17 protein-coding genes and 1 tRNA gene are annotated in these 14,565 nt (G+C 67.9%); 8 read left to right on the forward strand and 10 right to left on the reverse strand.

Annotation, left to right across the window (positions count from 1 at the left end; translation table 11 throughout):
- The first annotated feature begins 44 nt into the window (after positions 1-44).
- Both AC5Y5B_RS04545 and AC5Y5B_RS04550 read left to right on the forward strand, forming a co-directional pair.
- Positions 45-1,568 carry a S1C family serine protease gene (locus tag AC5Y5B_RS04545; RefSeq protein ID WP_500004041.1) on the forward strand — a complete coding sequence of 508 codons (1,524 nt, stop codon included), beginning with the start codon at positions 45-47 and terminating at the stop codon, positions 1,566-1,568.
- A gap of 59 nt (positions 1,569-1,627) precedes the next feature.
- Positions 1,628-2,125: a MogA/MoaB family molybdenum cofactor biosynthesis protein gene (locus AC5Y5B_RS04550; protein WP_044487196.1), complete on the forward strand. Its 498-nt coding sequence runs from the start codon at positions 1,628-1,630 to the stop codon at positions 2,123-2,125.
- Between the two features lie 28 nt (positions 2,126-2,153).
- On the opposite strand, the gene mscL is transcribed toward AC5Y5B_RS04550, so the two are convergent.
- From mscL to AC5Y5B_RS04570, 4 genes are all read right to left on the reverse strand, one after another.
- The gene (gene mscL / locus AC5Y5B_RS04555; protein ID WP_112632852.1) at positions 2,154-2,612 is read right to left on the reverse strand and encodes a large-conductance mechanosensitive channel protein MscL; all 459 of its coding nucleotides are present in this window, start codon (positions 2,610-2,612) and stop codon (positions 2,154-2,156) included.
- 66 nt (positions 2,613-2,678) lie between these two features.
- Complete coding sequence (locus tag AC5Y5B_RS04560; RefSeq protein ID WP_112632853.1) at positions 2,679-3,359, reverse strand: SAF domain-containing protein; 681 nt, start codon at positions 3,357-3,359, stop codon at positions 2,679-2,681.
- Between the two features lie 64 nt (positions 3,360-3,423).
- On the reverse strand, positions 3,424-3,771 hold the full coding sequence (locus AC5Y5B_RS04565) for an FmdB family zinc ribbon protein (protein WP_500004047.1): 348 nt from the start codon (positions 3,769-3,771) through the stop codon (positions 3,424-3,426).
- 88 nt (positions 3,772-3,859) lie between these two features.
- Entirely contained in the window at positions 3,860-4,459 is a 600-nt protein-coding gene (locus AC5Y5B_RS04570) for a 5-formyltetrahydrofolate cyclo-ligase (protein ID WP_500004049.1), read from the reverse strand.
- A 76-nt stretch (positions 4,460-4,535) separates the two neighbouring features.
- Here AC5Y5B_RS04570 and AC5Y5B_RS04575 point away from each other — a divergent pair, with 76 nt between their 5' ends.
- The 5 genes from AC5Y5B_RS04575 to AC5Y5B_RS04595 all read left to right on the forward strand — a co-directional run bounded on the left by AC5Y5B_RS04575 (position 4,536) and on the right by AC5Y5B_RS04595 (position 8,933).
- Complete coding sequence (locus AC5Y5B_RS04575) at positions 4,536-5,447, forward strand: UTP--glucose-1-phosphate uridylyltransferase (RefSeq protein WP_500004053.1); 912 nt, start codon at positions 4,536-4,538, stop codon at positions 5,445-5,447.
- Positions 5,448-5,573: 126 nt separating this feature from the next.
- Positions 5,574-6,863 carry a molybdotransferase-like divisome protein Glp gene (gene glp, locus AC5Y5B_RS04580; RefSeq protein ID WP_112631882.1) on the forward strand — a complete coding sequence of 430 codons (1,290 nt, stop codon included), beginning with the start codon at positions 5,574-5,576 and terminating at the stop codon, positions 6,861-6,863.
- Between the two features lie 20 nt (positions 6,864-6,883).
- A complete protein-coding gene (locus AC5Y5B_RS04585) occupies positions 6,884-7,537 on the forward strand; it encodes a GNAT family N-acetyltransferase (RefSeq protein WP_205869036.1) in 654 nt (217 codons plus the stop codon).
- A gap of 214 nt (positions 7,538-7,751) precedes the next feature.
- Positions 7,752-8,807: a divisome protein SepX/GlpR gene (gene sepX / locus AC5Y5B_RS04590; protein ID WP_500004058.1), complete on the forward strand. Its 1,056-nt coding sequence runs from the start codon at positions 7,752-7,754 to the stop codon at positions 8,805-8,807.
- 50 nt (positions 8,808-8,857) lie between these two features.
- Positions 8,858-8,933, forward strand: a tRNA-Ala gene (locus AC5Y5B_RS04595).
- A gap of 44 nt (positions 8,934-8,977) precedes the next feature.
- On the opposite strand, the gene AC5Y5B_RS04600 is transcribed toward AC5Y5B_RS04595, so the two are convergent.
- From AC5Y5B_RS04600 to AC5Y5B_RS04625, 6 genes are all read right to left on the reverse strand, one after another.
- The gene (locus tag AC5Y5B_RS04600; protein ID WP_112631885.1) at positions 8,978-9,838 is read right to left on the reverse strand and encodes an alpha/beta fold hydrolase; all 861 of its coding nucleotides are present in this window, start codon (positions 9,836-9,838) and stop codon (positions 8,978-8,980) included.
- Positions 9,839-9,849: 11 nt separating this feature from the next.
- Positions 9,850-10,251 carry a nuclear transport factor 2 family protein gene (locus tag AC5Y5B_RS04605; RefSeq protein ID WP_112631886.1) on the reverse strand — a complete coding sequence of 134 codons (402 nt, stop codon included), beginning with the start codon at positions 10,249-10,251 and terminating at the stop codon, positions 9,850-9,852.
- Between the two features lie 11 nt (positions 10,252-10,262).
- Positions 10,263-10,988, reverse strand: a complete 726-nt coding sequence (locus AC5Y5B_RS04610) for a helix-turn-helix transcriptional regulator (RefSeq protein ID WP_112631887.1) — start codon at positions 10,986-10,988, stop codon at positions 10,263-10,265.
- Positions 10,989-11,161: 173 nt separating this feature from the next.
- Complete coding sequence (locus AC5Y5B_RS04615; protein ID WP_112631888.1) at positions 11,162-11,851, reverse strand: sterol desaturase family protein; 690 nt, start codon at positions 11,849-11,851, stop codon at positions 11,162-11,164.
- Positions 11,848-12,582, reverse strand: a complete 735-nt coding sequence (locus AC5Y5B_RS04620; RefSeq protein ID WP_112631889.1) for a FadR/GntR family transcriptional regulator — start codon at positions 12,580-12,582, stop codon at positions 11,848-11,850. Before AC5Y5B_RS04620 ends, AC5Y5B_RS04615 begins: the two co-directional genes overlap by 4 nt.
- A gap of 51 nt (positions 12,583-12,633) precedes the next feature.
- The gene (locus AC5Y5B_RS04625) at positions 12,634-13,245 is read right to left on the reverse strand and encodes a TetR/AcrR family transcriptional regulator (protein WP_112631995.1); all 612 of its coding nucleotides are present in this window, start codon (positions 13,243-13,245) and stop codon (positions 12,634-12,636) included.
- Positions 13,246-13,303: 58 nt separating this feature from the next.
- Between AC5Y5B_RS04625 and AC5Y5B_RS04630 the strand changes: the two genes are divergently transcribed.
- The gene (locus AC5Y5B_RS04630) at positions 13,304-14,500 is read left to right on the forward strand and encodes an aromatic ring-hydroxylating oxygenase subunit alpha (RefSeq protein ID WP_112631890.1); all 1,197 of its coding nucleotides are present in this window, start codon (positions 13,304-13,306) and stop codon (positions 14,498-14,500) included.
- Positions 14,501-14,565: the final 65 nt, after the last annotated feature.

Raw genomic sequence — 14,565 nt, forward strand, 5'->3', positions numbered from 1 at the left:
GACTTGCCGAAACACTGAGATAGAGGAAGAGCGACTTAGCGACCATGACGAATGACCCGAGGTATTCGCCACCGCCGCAGCAGCCGGGATACCCTCCCGCGCCGAAGCAGCCTGCGCACGTCCCGAGCCATGCGGGGTCCTCCGGCTATGCCCCGGGACAACAGCAGCCGTACAACCAGCAGTACGACTGGCGCTATCGGTCGCAGCCCTCATCGTCGCCGACGACTCAGTTCCGTCCGCCCTATGAGCCGTTCAGCAACACCGGGCCGGGCCGGATCCCCGGGGGAACCGGGGTCGGCCAGATACCTACGGGCACCGGCACCGGCCCTATCCCCGGCATGATGCCAGGGATGCCCGGGCGGCCGGAACCCCAAAAGCGTTCTCGCACAGGGCTGTTGGTGGTCGGTGCGTTGGCCATCGCGGTGGTGTCGGCCGGCATCGGTGGTGCCGCCGCGACGGCCGTCGAGCTCGGCACCCACGCAACCGGGAACGGCGGCGGCCGGGTCATCGGGGCGGCGCCCAGCGTGCCGGCCGCGAACATGCCACCGGGCAGCGTCGAACAGGTCGCCTCCAAGGTGGTGCCCAGCGTCGTGATGCTCGAGACCGACATCGGGCGACAGTCCGAAGAGGGCTCCGGCATCGTCCTGTCCACCGACGGCCTCATCCTGACCAACAACCACGTGATCGCCGCCGCGGCGGGACCCCCCAAGGGACCCGGCGGCCCGCCTGGAGCTCCGCCGGCGGCCCCCGCGCCTCCGGGCCTGCCCGGCGGACCGGGCGGCGGTGGTGGCGGCGCGCCGACGGCCAAGACGACGGTCACCTTCTCTGACGGTCGCACCGCACCATTCACGGTGGTCGGCGCCGACCCCACCAGCGATATCGCCGTCATCCGCGTGCAGGGCATGTCCGGGCTGACGCCCATCTCGCTGGGCTCCTCGTCGGACCTTCGCGTGGGCCAGCCGGTCGTGGCGATCGGCTCGCCGCTCGGGCTGTCGGGCACCGTGACCACCGGCATCGTCAGCGCGCTGAACCGGCCGGTGTCCACCACCGGTGAGTCGGGCAACCAGAACACCGTGCTGGACGCGATTCAGACCGACGCCGCGATCAACCCCGGTAACTCCGGTGGCGCGCTGGTCAACATGAACGGCCAGCTGGTGGGCGTCAACTCGGCCATCGCCACCCTGGGCGCCGACTCGCCGGACGCCCAGAGCGGTTCGATCGGCCTGGGCTTCGCGATCCCGGTCGATCAGGCCAAGCGCATCGCCGACGAACTGATCGCCACCGGCAAGGCCTCCCACGCCTCGCTCGGCGTGCAGGTGACCAACGACAAGGGCACCCCCGGCGCCAAGGTCGTCGAAGTCGTCGCGGGCGGTGCGGCCGCGTCGGCCGGCGTGCCCAAGAACGTCGTCGTCACCAAGGTCGACGACCGGCCGATCAACAGCGCCGACGCGTTGGTCGCGGCCGTGCGATCCAGAGCACCGGGCGACAAGATAACGCTGACGTTCCAGGATGCCGCCGGTGGCGGCAGCCGCACCGTGCCGGTCACCCTCGGGAAGGCGGATCAGTAGTGAGAGTGGACGAACCCTCGGCGACGGGATTGTCTGAGCTCGGATATACGGTTGCACCCATGGAAACGGGTGCGGAATTGGTAGTTGGCCGGGCTCTGGTTGTGGTGGTCGACGATCGCACCGCGCACGGGGACGAGGACCATAGCGGTCCGCTGGTGACGGAGCTGCTGACGGAGGCGGGATTCGTCGTCGACGGGGTGGTCGCGGTCGCCGCTGACGAGATCGAGATCCGCAACGCGCTGAACACCGCGGTGATCGGCGGGGTGGACCTGGTGGTCTCGGTCGGCGGGACGGGCGTCACGCCGCGCGACGTCACCCCGGAGGCCACCCGGGAGATCCTGGATCGCGAGATCCTCGGCATCGCCGAGGCCATTCGCGGCTCCGGGCTGTCGGCGGGCATCATCGACGCCGGCTTGTCCCGCGGTCTGGCCGGGGTGTCCGGCAGCACGCTGGTGGTCAACCTGGCCGGCTCCCGCTACGCGGTGCGCGACGGGATGGCGACGCTGAATCCGTTGGCGGCCCAGATCATCGGGCAGTTGTCGAGCCTGGAGATTTAAACCAGGCCGGTTGTTGGCCGCGCACAGGTCATTTCGATTCGGCCTCCGCGCGGGGCCCGTAGTCCGGTGGCGGCGTTTTGGCCACCCCGCCGTGCTTGCCCGACGAATCACCGTTGGTTTGCGCGAGGAGGTCGCGGATCTCGGTGAGCAGCACGACCTGCGCGTCGTCGGCCGGCTCGACCTCACCCCGCTTGCGCAGCGTCGTGTAGGGCAAGACCACCAGGAAGTACACCACCGCGGCGATGATCAGGAAGTTGATGGCGGCGGACAGGACGTTGTTCAGGTCGATGGTCTGACCGCCGCCGATGCTGATGCGCAGCACGCCGATATCGGACTTCTGGTTGACGCCGATGCGGTTGATCAACGGCTTGATGATGCTGTCGGTGAACGTCGTGACCAGGGCGGTGAATGCAGTACCGATGACGACGGCGGTGGACAGGTCGATGATGTTGCCCCGCGAGAGAAACTCCTTGAACCCTTTGAGCATTGGGGATGGCCTTTCTGGGACTGGACAGAGTCTGCCGTCCGCCGCGGACCAACAACGGCCAGGCACTCAATGCAGGGTGAGCGTCACGGTCTGGCCCAGCGCCGACCCTGCCACCGTGTTCGCCACACGAGCCGGCAGCGCAACTAACACTACGCGGTCGCTATCGGCGGCCTGAATCTTTTCTTTGGCCGAAACCAGCACCACCACGGCGTCGGTGGCCACCACCTTGGGGGCCGCGCGCGCATTGTCCGGCGAACCGCTGGCCGGTGCCGCCAGCACGTCGACCACGTCACCGACGCGCACCAGGTCGATCAGGGCGCCGTCCGCCAGATGCAGCGGGACGATGCGCACATCCGGCCCCGCCTTCGACCCGATGGCGGCCTCCGCCAGCCGGCTGCCCAGCAACCGGACGTCGGTGAGCACCTCACCGCGCCGCGCCGGGCCGGCCAGCGTCGAACCCACCACGGTGCCCAGGTCGGCTCGCGCCCCGTCGGGAACCGTTGCAGCCAAACGCTTTTCGAGCCGGACGTCGTCGGAGGTCAACGCCGCGCCGGGACGGAGGTCGCGGTCGGCCACCACCACTTGCGCATAGTCATCGGCGGGGTTGGAGCGCAGCGTGGCGATGCCGGCCAGCACGACGAGGCCGCCCGCGGCGACGCGGCGCGCCAGCACGGTTCGAGCCCAGTCCGGGCGCAGCCATAGCGACAGCCGGCTCAATAGGCTTGGGTTCAGCGATGATTCGCCCACGCCGCAACGGTAGGCGCGGCCCGGTGTTCAGGTCGCCCGCCGGCATCGCCGGTGTGGATAACCGTCAGTTGGTGGCGGCGGCGGTGGAAGTCGTGGAGCTGCTCGACTTGTCGCTCGAGCTGGAGCCGGACTTCTCGCTCGAGCTGGAGCCGGACTTGTCGCTGGAGCTCGAGGCGCTCGATCCGGAGTCGCTCGACGAGGAGCCGTTGGTCGAACCCGACGACTTTTTGCCGGACTCGCGGCTGTCGGTGCGGTAGAAGCCGCTGCCCTTGAACACCACGCCGACGGAGTTGAAGCGCTTGCGCAGCCGCCCGGAGCAGCGTTTGCACGTGGTCAGCGCGTCGTCGGTGAAGGCCTGCACGATGTCGAAGCGATCGTCGCACTCGGTGCACTGATAGCTATAAGTCGGCACGAAAACCTCCGGATGATTGCAAACCTGGTTAGCACTCTAGCGTCTCAAGTGCTAGAACCGCCACGTGACATGTCTCATTCCCGATATGTCAGCGGGCGATGAGGTCGATCAATCCTTGTCGCGGCGTGAGCGCGTGGGTCATGGGGACGTCGTGCGGGTCGGCTGGTAGCTCGTCGAGCAGTTCGGCGTCGCGGACGACCGCGATCAGCCGCGCGTGCGGGTCGCGGCCGCCCAGTGAGCGGTCGTAGAAACCCCGGCCCCGGCCCAGCCGCACCCCGCGGCGGTCCACGGCCAGCGCCGGCACCAGCACCACCGCGGCGTCGGCCAGGGCCGACGGCGGCAGCCAGGGCTGCGGCGGTTCGAGCAACCCCCACCGCCCGGTGGTCAGCGTGCCGGGCCGGTATTCGCCCCAGGACAACGGCAGGGGGGTGTCGTCGGCGGCGGTGCGCGCGACCGGCAACAGCACCCGCCCGGTGCGTCGTAGCAACGTGTCCAGCATCGCGGCCGAGCCCGGCTCGGTGCCCACCGGCACGTAGGCGCACACGGTACTGCCGCTGGTCACGATGCTTTCCAGGGTTTCCAGCCGCTCGCACAGCTGCCGGGCCTCGATGGCGCGAACGTCGTCTGCAACGCGGCGCCGGGCGGCAAGCAGCTGGTCGCGCAGCGCGGCTTTGCCCGTGGTCGCCATGCGTCAACCATGACAGCCAGGTCTTTCCCCGCGCCACATCGACTCGCCTGAGTGGATGCGGGTTATCGTGTGAACAATGTCAAGCCCAAACGTGGTGGTGCCACGCACTGCGGTCGTGCCCGCCGCCGGTCTAGGGACGCGCTTCTTGCCGGCGACCAAAACGGTCCCCAAGGAGCTGTTGCCGGTTGTCGATACGCCGGGCATCGAGCTGGTCGCCGCCGAGGCGGCCGAGGCCGGTGCCGAGCGCTTGGTGATCATCACCTCGGAGGGCAAGGACGGCGTCGTCGCGCACTTCGTCGAAGACCTGGTGCTGGAAAGCACGCTGGAGGAGCGCGGCAAGACCGCGATGCTCGACAAGGTCCGCCGTGCGCCGCAGCTGATCAAGGTCGAGTCCGTGGTACAGAGCGAGCCGCTGGGCCTGGGGCACGCGATCGGCTGCGTAGAGTCGCGGCTGGCCGATGACGAGGACGCCGTGGCGGTGCTGCTGCCCGACGACCTGGTGCTGCCGACCGGTGTGCTCGGGACGATGTCGAAGGTGCGGGCGCACTACGGCGGCACGGTGTTGTGCGCCATCGAGGTGACGCCCGAAGAGGTCAGTGCCTACGGGGTTTTCGACGTCGAACCGATTCCCGACGACGACAATCCCGACGTGCTCAGGGTCAACGGCATGGTCGAGAAGCCGAAGACCGAGGACGCCCCGTCGCTGTTCGCCGCGGCCGGTCGCTACGTGCTGGACCGGGCGATCTTCGATGCGTTGCGCCGCATCGATCGCGGGGCAGGCGGCGAGGTACAGCTCACCGACGGCATCGCGCTGCTGATCGCGGAGGGCCACCCGGTGCACGTGGTCGTGCATCGCGGATCTCGACACGACTTGGGAAATCCCGGCGGCTACCTCAAGGCTGCGGTTGACTTTGCATTGGATCGTGACGACTACGGCCCGGAATTGCGGCAGTGGTTGGTGGCGCGATTGGGCCTGGCCGAGCAGTAGCCGGCCGGCAACCCGGCCGACGGACGACGGCGGGCCGGTGAACGCGTAGCGGTCCCGGGCGGGGATGCCCCGCCCGCGCAGTGAGCGGGTCGCCCGATACGCGGCTCGACGGCAGAGAGGCGCGCTGTGCGTTCGGTGGAAGAGCAGCAGGCCCGGATCACGGCGGCCGCGGTGGCCCCGCGACCGATACGTGTGGCGATCGCCGAGGCGCAGGGATTGATGTGCGCCGAGGAAGTGGTGACCGAACGCCCGATGCCCGGCTTCGATCAGGCCGCGATCGACGGTTACGCGGTGCGCAGCGTCGACGTCCTCGGCGTCGGCGAGGTGGGCAGCGAAAGCCTTCCCGAGCCGTTCGACGACTCCGGCGAGAATGACCGACGCGAGGGCCTGGTGCTGCCGGTGATGGGCATCGTCGAGGCCGGCTCGCGCACCCCCAGCCGGTTGCAGCCGCGCCAGGCCGTGCGCGTGCAGACCGGAGCCCCGCTGCCCACGCTCGCCGACGCGGTCCTGCCGTTGCGGTGGACCGACGGCGGCACGCAGCGGGTGCGGATCCTGCGGGGCGCCCCGTCGGGCGCCTACGTGCGCCGCGCCGGCGACGACGTCCAGCCGGGCGACGTGGCCGTGCGTTCCGGGACGGTCATCGGTGCGGCGCAGGTCGGGCTGCTGGCCGCGGTCGGCCGCGAACGGGTCCTGGTTCACCCGCGCCCGCGGGTGACGATCATGGCGCTGGGTGGCGAGCTCGTCGACATCTCGCGCACCCCGGGCAACGGGCAGGTCTACGACGTCAACTCCTACGCGCTGGCGGCCGCCGCCCGCGATGCCGGTGCGGAGGTCAACCGCGTCGGGATCGTCGGCGGGGGCCCGCGCGAGCTGCGCGAGATCGTCGAGGGCCAGATCAACCGCGCCGAGGTGATCGTGATCGCGGGCGCGGTCGGCGGTGCCGCGGCCGAGGCGGTGCGACAGGTGCTGTCCGAGCTGGGCGAGATAGAGGTGGTGCGGGTCGGCATGCACCCCGGATCCATCCAGGGTTTCGGGCAGCTGGGCCGCGAGGGTGTCCCGACGTTCCTGTTGCCGGCCAACCCGGTGAGCGCGCTGGTGGTGTTCGAGGTGATGGTCCGCCCGCTGATCCGGTTGTCGCTGGGCAAGCGTCAGCCGATGCGTCGCATCGTGCAGGCGCGCACGCTGTCGCCCATCACGTCGGTGGCCGGACGCAAGGGGTTCTTGCGCGGCCAGCTGATGCGCGACCAGGAGAGCGGGGAGTATCTGGTGCAGGCGCTCGGCGGCGCGCCGGGCGCGTCATCGCACCTGCTGGCCACCCTCGCCGAAGCGAACTGTCTGGTAGTGGTGCCCAGCGGCGCCGAGCAGATTCGCACCGGCGAGATCGTCGACGTCGCCTTCCTGGCTCAGCGCGGCTGAGCGAAACGGCTGCACGCACGGTGAACCTGTTGCGCTCCAATTCCCGCCATCCAGGATGGCCCATGAGCGTTGGGCCCCTTCGGGTTCCGGCCGGCGTGGTCCGGTTGCGGGCGGTGCGGCTGCGCGACGGCGCGCAGTGGAGCCGCATCCGGCTGACCGATCGTGCGCACCTGGAACCGTGGGAGCCCAGCTCCGAGGGTGACTGGACGGCCCGGCACGCGGTGGCCGCCTGGCCGGCGCTGTGTTCGGGTCTGCGCGCCGAGGCGCGGCAGGGGCGCATGCTGCCCTACGTCATCGAACTCGACGGTCGGTTCTGCGGCCAGCTGACCATCGGCAATGTCACCCACGGCGCGTTGCGGTCGGCGTGGATCGGCTACTGGGTGCCGCGGTCGGCCACCGGCGGCGGCGTGGCCACCGCGGCGCTGGCGCTGGGGCTGGACCACTGCTTTGGCCCGGTCATGTTGCATCGGGTGGAGGCCACCGTGCGTCCGGAGAACGCCGCGAGCCGGGCCGTGCTGGCAAAGGTGGGGTTCCGCCAGGAGGGCCTGCTGCAGCGCTACCTGGAGGTCGACAAGGCGTGGCGCGACCACCTGCTGATGGCCATCACCGTCGAAGAGGTCAGCGGATCGGTGGTATCGACGCTGGTCCGCGCCGGTAACGCCAGCTGGGTGTGACCGGCTCTCTCGCTAGATCGCCCGGTTTTCGTCGCCCCGCCTGGACTCGCCGCGAGTCCAAGTTGTTGCCATTCTGGGACTAGCGCGACACGAGTGACTCGTGGTGCTTGTGAGAGGCAAATTACAGGTGTGTAATTGTCCTGGTCGTTACGACCGGGCCGCGTTGGCCACCAGTGGCTTCGCGGGGGATGGACACCGAAGAGAGCAGGTCATCATGCCAAGCATCCCGCAGTCATTGTTGTGGATATCGCTCGTGGTGCTATGGCTGTTCGTCTTGGTGCCGATGCTGGTGAGCAAACGCGACGCGGTGCGGCGCACCAGCGACGTGGCTTTGGCGACCCGCGTGCTCAACGGCGGGGCCAGCTCCCGGCTGATCAAGCGCACCGGCCCGGCCGCCGGACACCGCAGCGATCCCAACTGGACGCCACCGGAAGACTCGGCCGACACCGACCTCGACGACGAGCGCGAGCTCGCCGACGATGACGACCACGAATCCGACGACGCCGATACCGATGAGCTGAGCCGCCGGCGCCCGGTCGTGATGAAAATGGCCGTCGCCGAGGCCACCGAACCCGACTACCTCGACGTCGACGTCGTCGAGGATTCCCACGTCCTCGCGGCGGGGGCCGGAGAGTCCGCCGCCGAGGACGAGACGGCGGACATCGAGCCCGTCGAGGACGACGAGGCCGACACCGAGGCCGTGGCCCAACGCGACGACGCCGACGAGGACAGCTACGAATACGTCGACGACTCTTCGGGTCTGGAGCCCGCAGCCGACGAGTCCGACGAATCCGACGCGGACGCGCCGGCGCTGCTGCCGCGCCAAGCCTCGCGGCGGCGCCGGTTCGACAACAAGACCGCCGCCGCGGTCAGCGCCCGCAAGTACGCCTTCCGCAAGAAGGTCCTGATGGTGATGGCGGTTGTGCTGGTCGGCTCGGCCACCGCGGCCTTCAAGATCTCGCCGAGCGCCTGGTGGGTGTGCGGCACCGCCACCGCGATCACCCTGATGTACCTCGGTTACCTGCGGCGCCAGACGCGCATCGAGGAGCGGGTGCGCCACCGCCGGATGAAGCGGATGGCGCGGGCGCGGCTGGGCGTGGAGAACGCCTACGACCGCGACTACGACGTGGTCCCCTCGCGGCTGCGGCGCCCGGGCGCGGTGGTCCTGGAGATCGACGACGAGGACCCCGTCTTCGAGCACCTGGACTACGCGATGGCGATGCGGACCTTCGGTTGGCCCAGGGACCTGCCGCGCGCCGTCGGCGAATAGCGCGGGCGGTTCGGCAGTTGGTGCCGCGGCTGGTAGCCTGCTAGCGGTCAGGGGCTATGGCGCAGTTGGTAGCGCGACTCGTTCGCATCGAGTAGGTCAGGGGTTCGATTCCCCTTAGCTCCACCACAACAGGTTCTTTCGGGCGCTGATTGTCGAGCGGTCGTTCGACCCTAGCCGTCTGTGCAGATTCCTTTGAGAAAGTCGTCCACAGCGCCGTTGAACAGGCCGGGACTTTCGAGTGCTGACAGATGGGCCGTTCCAGGAAGCACGACAAACCTGCTGCCGCGTATAGCGGACGCAACAGCTCGCCCCGTGGCCACAGAGAACTGACGGTCTTCCTCTCCGGCGATGACGAGAACCGGCACGTTGTCGATGGCACGTAGTTGTGCGTGCGTGTCGTCGCGTCCGAGCAGGATGCTCCTCATTTGCAGGGCCATGGATTTGGGGTTCTCGTCCAACACGCATCGGAGCAGGTCGAGGAAGTGTCGCTTGCTCTTCCGGGCAGTCTTGCCCGCGAAGCTTGACTGGGTGACCGCTACGAACCATCTGGGCGTGGTGGCATGAAGCCCTAGGAGCGCGATAAGAGGGGTCAGTTTGATCTTGTCGATTGTGCTTGCGGCAGAAGCGGTTCCGTTGGCCGCCACCGACCCGAATAGCCGTTCTGGATGTTGCGCGGCGAATACTCCGGCAACGATTGCACCCCAGCTGTTACCGACGAAAAGGCATTTGTCGATGAACAACTCATCGAGGAGTTCGACGAGGCAGTCCGCGCTCTGCTTGAGCGTGATGGTGTCGGTGAGCGGGGTCGATCTCCCGATACCGGGCGGGTCTATGAGAACCAGGCGATGGGTGGGGGCGTAGTGCTGATACTGATAACGCCACATCGACCCGGTCATCAGCAGGCTCGGCCAGAACACTATCGCCGGACCGTCCTGGCGCCCGCCGATTCTGACGTTGATCGACCCGAGGGTAGTCGCTATCAACCTTTCCTCCGAGCCGTGTGACCAGTCTTCATCGATGTTCGATGCCATGAGTACTTTCCTTAAGCTGGAAATTCGTTGCCGAACATCGGCATTCCGCTCTTGGACTCTTCTCGGGTGACTTCGTCCTGGAGCACCTCCCAGTGCTCGGTCAACCGGTTGTCTTCGATGCGGATGATGTTGGCCATGACGATCGCCTTAGCCAGCCCCGGGCCGGAGAACCGACCGTGGACCAAGACGAAATCCCGGTCGGCGGCAATGACGTGGTGTTCATACTTGACGGTCAGGGGCAGGGCAGCGACGTGAGCGAACAGACCGTCGCGGCCTGGGGGGATTACCGCGCTGTGTTGGATGTAGTTGGGCGACCAGTAATGCTCAGCCGTCTGAAAGTCGTGTCGGTTGAACAGTGCGTCGAACGCCTCTAGAACGAGTTGGGCGTGCTGGTCCTCTTCGTCTGTGCTCATGGAACGAGCATCTAGCAGTGTTGCGACACCGTACTGTCGGAGTTTCCGAGCGGATTCAGAAATTCGACTTCGTATCCGCGTGCCGCAAGGGCCAGATCGACGTCACGCTGAGGCATGGGTTCGGCCGACACCTCGGCCGAGCGGATGCGGTCCATGCGAAAGGTCCGCATTTCTTCGCGAAGCCGGCACCATGCGACCAGATACCAACTTTGCCCTCCGAGAAACCCGACGGGCTCGACCTCGCGGACAGACACGGCACCGTTCGTGTCTCCGTATTCGACGCGCAGCACCCGCCGATGGCGCAACGCCCATTGCACCGCGCGCGGTACCGAATTTACTTCGCTGTGGCAGTTCATCAGGCCGACCGGAGTCGAACACGCGCCAATGTCGCGACGTCCCGCCTCGCCCAACGAACCCACGATCTTGCTCAACGCACCCTTGCCCGCTTCGGCGAATGGAGTGTCGGCGAGACCGGCCACAGCTACAGCGAGTGCAGTCACCTCCGCTGCATCGAGCGAGGGCGCAGCGAACGTGGCGTGGCTGTCGAGTATCCAACCGCCGGAGCGACCGGCCTGGGTGTAGAGCGGGACACCCGCCTGCAGCAGTCCGTCCAGGTCGCGCTCGATGGTGCGGGTGCTGACTTCGAACCGCTCCGCCAACCATCGCGCGCTACGCGGGCGCGGCGACGATGCGCGTAGTTCCTCGACAATTGCGTACCAACGTTCTGTCTTGGTCATCCCGCTGAACCCTCCGAGTTAGTCGCGACCGTACTACCGGGGACTGACACACCGGGGACACTGCATCAGGAGCAGGCAGACGCCCGGGGGGGACGCGATCCGCAACCAGGCGATGCGCGCGGAGGAGTGGCTCGACCCAATGTTGTCCTCTAGCAACAGGACAGAGTCGTCGTCTAGGGACGAACCGAGGCGAGCGCGGCGGTCGAGGGCCCACCGGCGCCGTGGAGATTCTTGGCGGTCGGGGAGGTCGGTACCGTCGCCTGATCCGGGTACGTGCCGAGCAGCCGGTCCGCGGTTCCGCTGCTGGTGACGGTGAACCAATAGTGCTCGTTTTTGAAGTGGTGCCGTCGATGGTTACGCCAGATCGACCGGTACACACCGCTTTTCGCCTTGTAATCAGTGTGGATGAGGTAATGCGTCCACTCGTAGACCAGCCCGAGTGCGGTCAAGAAGACCAGGTACGTGAGCCCGAGTCCGAGCCGGGGGAACGCGACCAACGCGACCGCGACGGCCGTCGGGATCAGCCACAGCAACGTCTGCCACGGCATGAAGATGAGCTCGACTCTGCGCGGCTCGCCGTGGTGTTCCCGGTGTTTGCGCGCCAGCAACGGATCCACGACGAAGCGACCGACGCGGCGCGGCCGCCAGTGCAGGATCGCGACGTGGATGACCCACTCGAAAACCGGAAACGCCGCGACCATGAGTACGGGCAGCGCGGCATCGGTGAGCCGCCAGTCGCCGACGACGATCCGGGCGGCCAGCGCGGCGGCCAACGTCAGCGCCAGACCCCAGGGGGAGGGGTGGCGCCAAAACTCCCGGCCGGCCGCGGACAGGGTGAGGTTGCTGCGTGCGGGTGATGTCATCGCTGTTCATCCAAGCCAGATAGGGCGGTGAGCAGGCCGCGGGTGGCCGGCTCGAGCAGGTCGGCCGCGGCGCGGTGGGCGCCCGCCGGATCACCGGCGGCGATCGCGCGCGCCACCCGCCGGTACAGCTCGGGGCGATTGACCTCGGCGGCCATCACCGTGTTGAGCGCCGGCAGTGCGGGTTCGTAGGTGGCACGCAGCGTGTTGAACATCAACCGGAAGACGATGGAGTCGGCCGCGTCGACGACGAGGTCCCAGAAGGTCAGCGCGGCGCGTTGCCGTTCCGTCGGATCCTGTTCGGCGGCCAGCGCGTCCACGGCGGCATCGAGCACGTCGGCCGCCCGCGCACCGCTGCGTTCGGCGGCCAGTTCGGCGACTTTGGGGCCGTTGTGCAGCCGGGTCTCCAAGATGCTGCGCACGACGGCCACGTCCAGCTCGTCGGCTTGATCCCCGCCACGGATCAACAACCGGGGCAGCAGGTCCAGCCCCGCGTGACGGCGGTAGTCCCGCACGGTGGTGGCGTCGCCCTGCCGAACCTCGACTAGACCGGCGGCGGTCAGGCGCTTGAGCGCCTCACGAACCACCGGTCGCGAGACCCCCAGCACCTCGGCGAGTTTGCGCTCGCTGGGCAGCGTCTCGCCGGGCGCGAGTTCACCACTGAGCACGTCGGACATGATCTGCTCGAAGACGTGTTCGGGTACCGATTGCCGGGTCACCGGGCGCAGGGCCATGTCCCCACCCTGCCGGTTAATTGGCCAGACGTCAAGTGGTCAGACCAGTTGCTAGACGCCGTGGGCGACTCTATGTGCGCGGACCGACGGCGCGATCCAGTCCTCCAGGAACCGTCGCAGCTCGCGGCCGGCGCGCGGCGGACGGCCGGGATCGACGATCAGGGACTGCAGCATGCGCAGCATGATCTCGACCAGTTCGTCGAGCCCGCGCCCGGCGAAACCGGCCGCGGCCCAATCGACGCCGAACCGCTGCAGGATCGACCGGCCGAACCCGATGGCCACGTCCGAGGTCACCCCCGCGGTGAACGCGCTGGCCTTGCCGGGCTGGAATACCAGACTCAGGTACGTGTCATGCGCGAGTTGCTCGAACGTGTAGGCGATGCCCTCGACCACCGCTTCGGTGGGATCGGTGATCGAACCCAGTTGCGCCGCAAGGCGATCCAGAAATCCGTCGACGGAGGACAACGCCGTGGCACCCAGCAGCGCCTCATGGTTGGGGAAGTACCGGTAGATCGTCTGCCGCGTCACCCCGAGCGTCGATGCGACCTCGGAGACGCTCACCGTCCCGCGCGCGTCGATGGCAGCGCGCGTCGCGGCGAGTATGCGCGCGACGGCCTCGTCATCGTCCGCCGGGATGTCACCCGACCAGCCATGCCGGCGCATGGCGTGATCGTCGCACACGTCGGTGCCCGATCTTGACAATACAAACGATGGTGATTGTATGGTCCGGAGGGTTGGACCGGAGGAGGCCAGGGTGACGACGTTCGACCGACCGGTGCGCGGCACCGACGAGACGCTGACGCGGCGAGGCCTGCGGCATGCCCTGGACAAGACCACCGATCTGGCCGAACGGGAACTGCGGGTGCCGCTGCACTATTACCGCGATCCCAAGATCACCGAGATCGAGGAAGCGCAGATCCTGCGCCGGGTGCCGCTGGCCATCGTCCCGTCGGCGCAGCTGCCGAACAAGAACGACTACGTGGTGCGTTCGGTGCTGGGCGATTCACTGCTGATCACCCGCGACCGCACCGGCGCCAGCCACGTCTTGCTCAACTACTGCCGGCACCGCGGCGCGATGCCGGCCTGCGGCTCGGGCAACGCCTCGCGGTTCGTCTGCCCGTATCACGCCTGGACCTACCGCAACACCGGCGAATTGTTCACGGTCCCGGGCAAAGCCGGCTTCGATTCGATGGACACCAAGGATTACGGGCTGGTGGAACTGCCCTGCGAGGAGCGGCACGGCTTCATCTGGGCGGTGCTGACCGCCGACGCGACCATCGATCTCGACGCACACCTGGGCGACTTCGGAGCCGAACTGGCGCTGTGGAACTACCAGGCCTACGGCTATCACACGCAGCGCGAATTCACCTCCGAGGTGTCCTGGAAGGGGGCACTGGAAGCGTTCGCCGAGGGATACCACTTTCCCTACGTGCACGGCCAGAGCCTCATCGGGCAGAACACGCTGGCCAACACGATGGTCTACGACGAGTTCGGCAAGCATCACCGGATCGGCTTTCCGTTCACCTGGATCACCAACGCCGATCCCACGGCGCCGCTGGACCCGGTGGCGAACATGGGGGTGATCTATTGGGTATATCCGAACCTCATCCTGGCCAATAGCCCGGTGGGGGTCGAGATCATCGACATGTTGCCCGCGGGTGCGCCGACCCGGTGCACGGTCCGCCACAGTTGGATGGGCCGCATCCCGGCCACCAACGACGAGATGAGAGCCGCGTACGACGCGGTCTTCGAAGGCGTCCACGCGGCCGTGCGAGACGAGGACTTCGCCATGCTGCCCCAGTGCGGCGAGGGCGTCCGGCACGGCCAGCACGACCACATGATCATCGGGCGCAACGAGATCGCCGTACAACACATGATCCGGGTGTTCGCCCAAGAACTGGGCGTTGCGCTGGGCTAAGAGTGTCGCCGTCGTTTGCATGGGTACGCGCAGGCCGCCGCGGGTACTGATCCTCTGAACCCACG

Source organism: Mycobacterium sp. NGS33, from assembly GCF_059812885.1.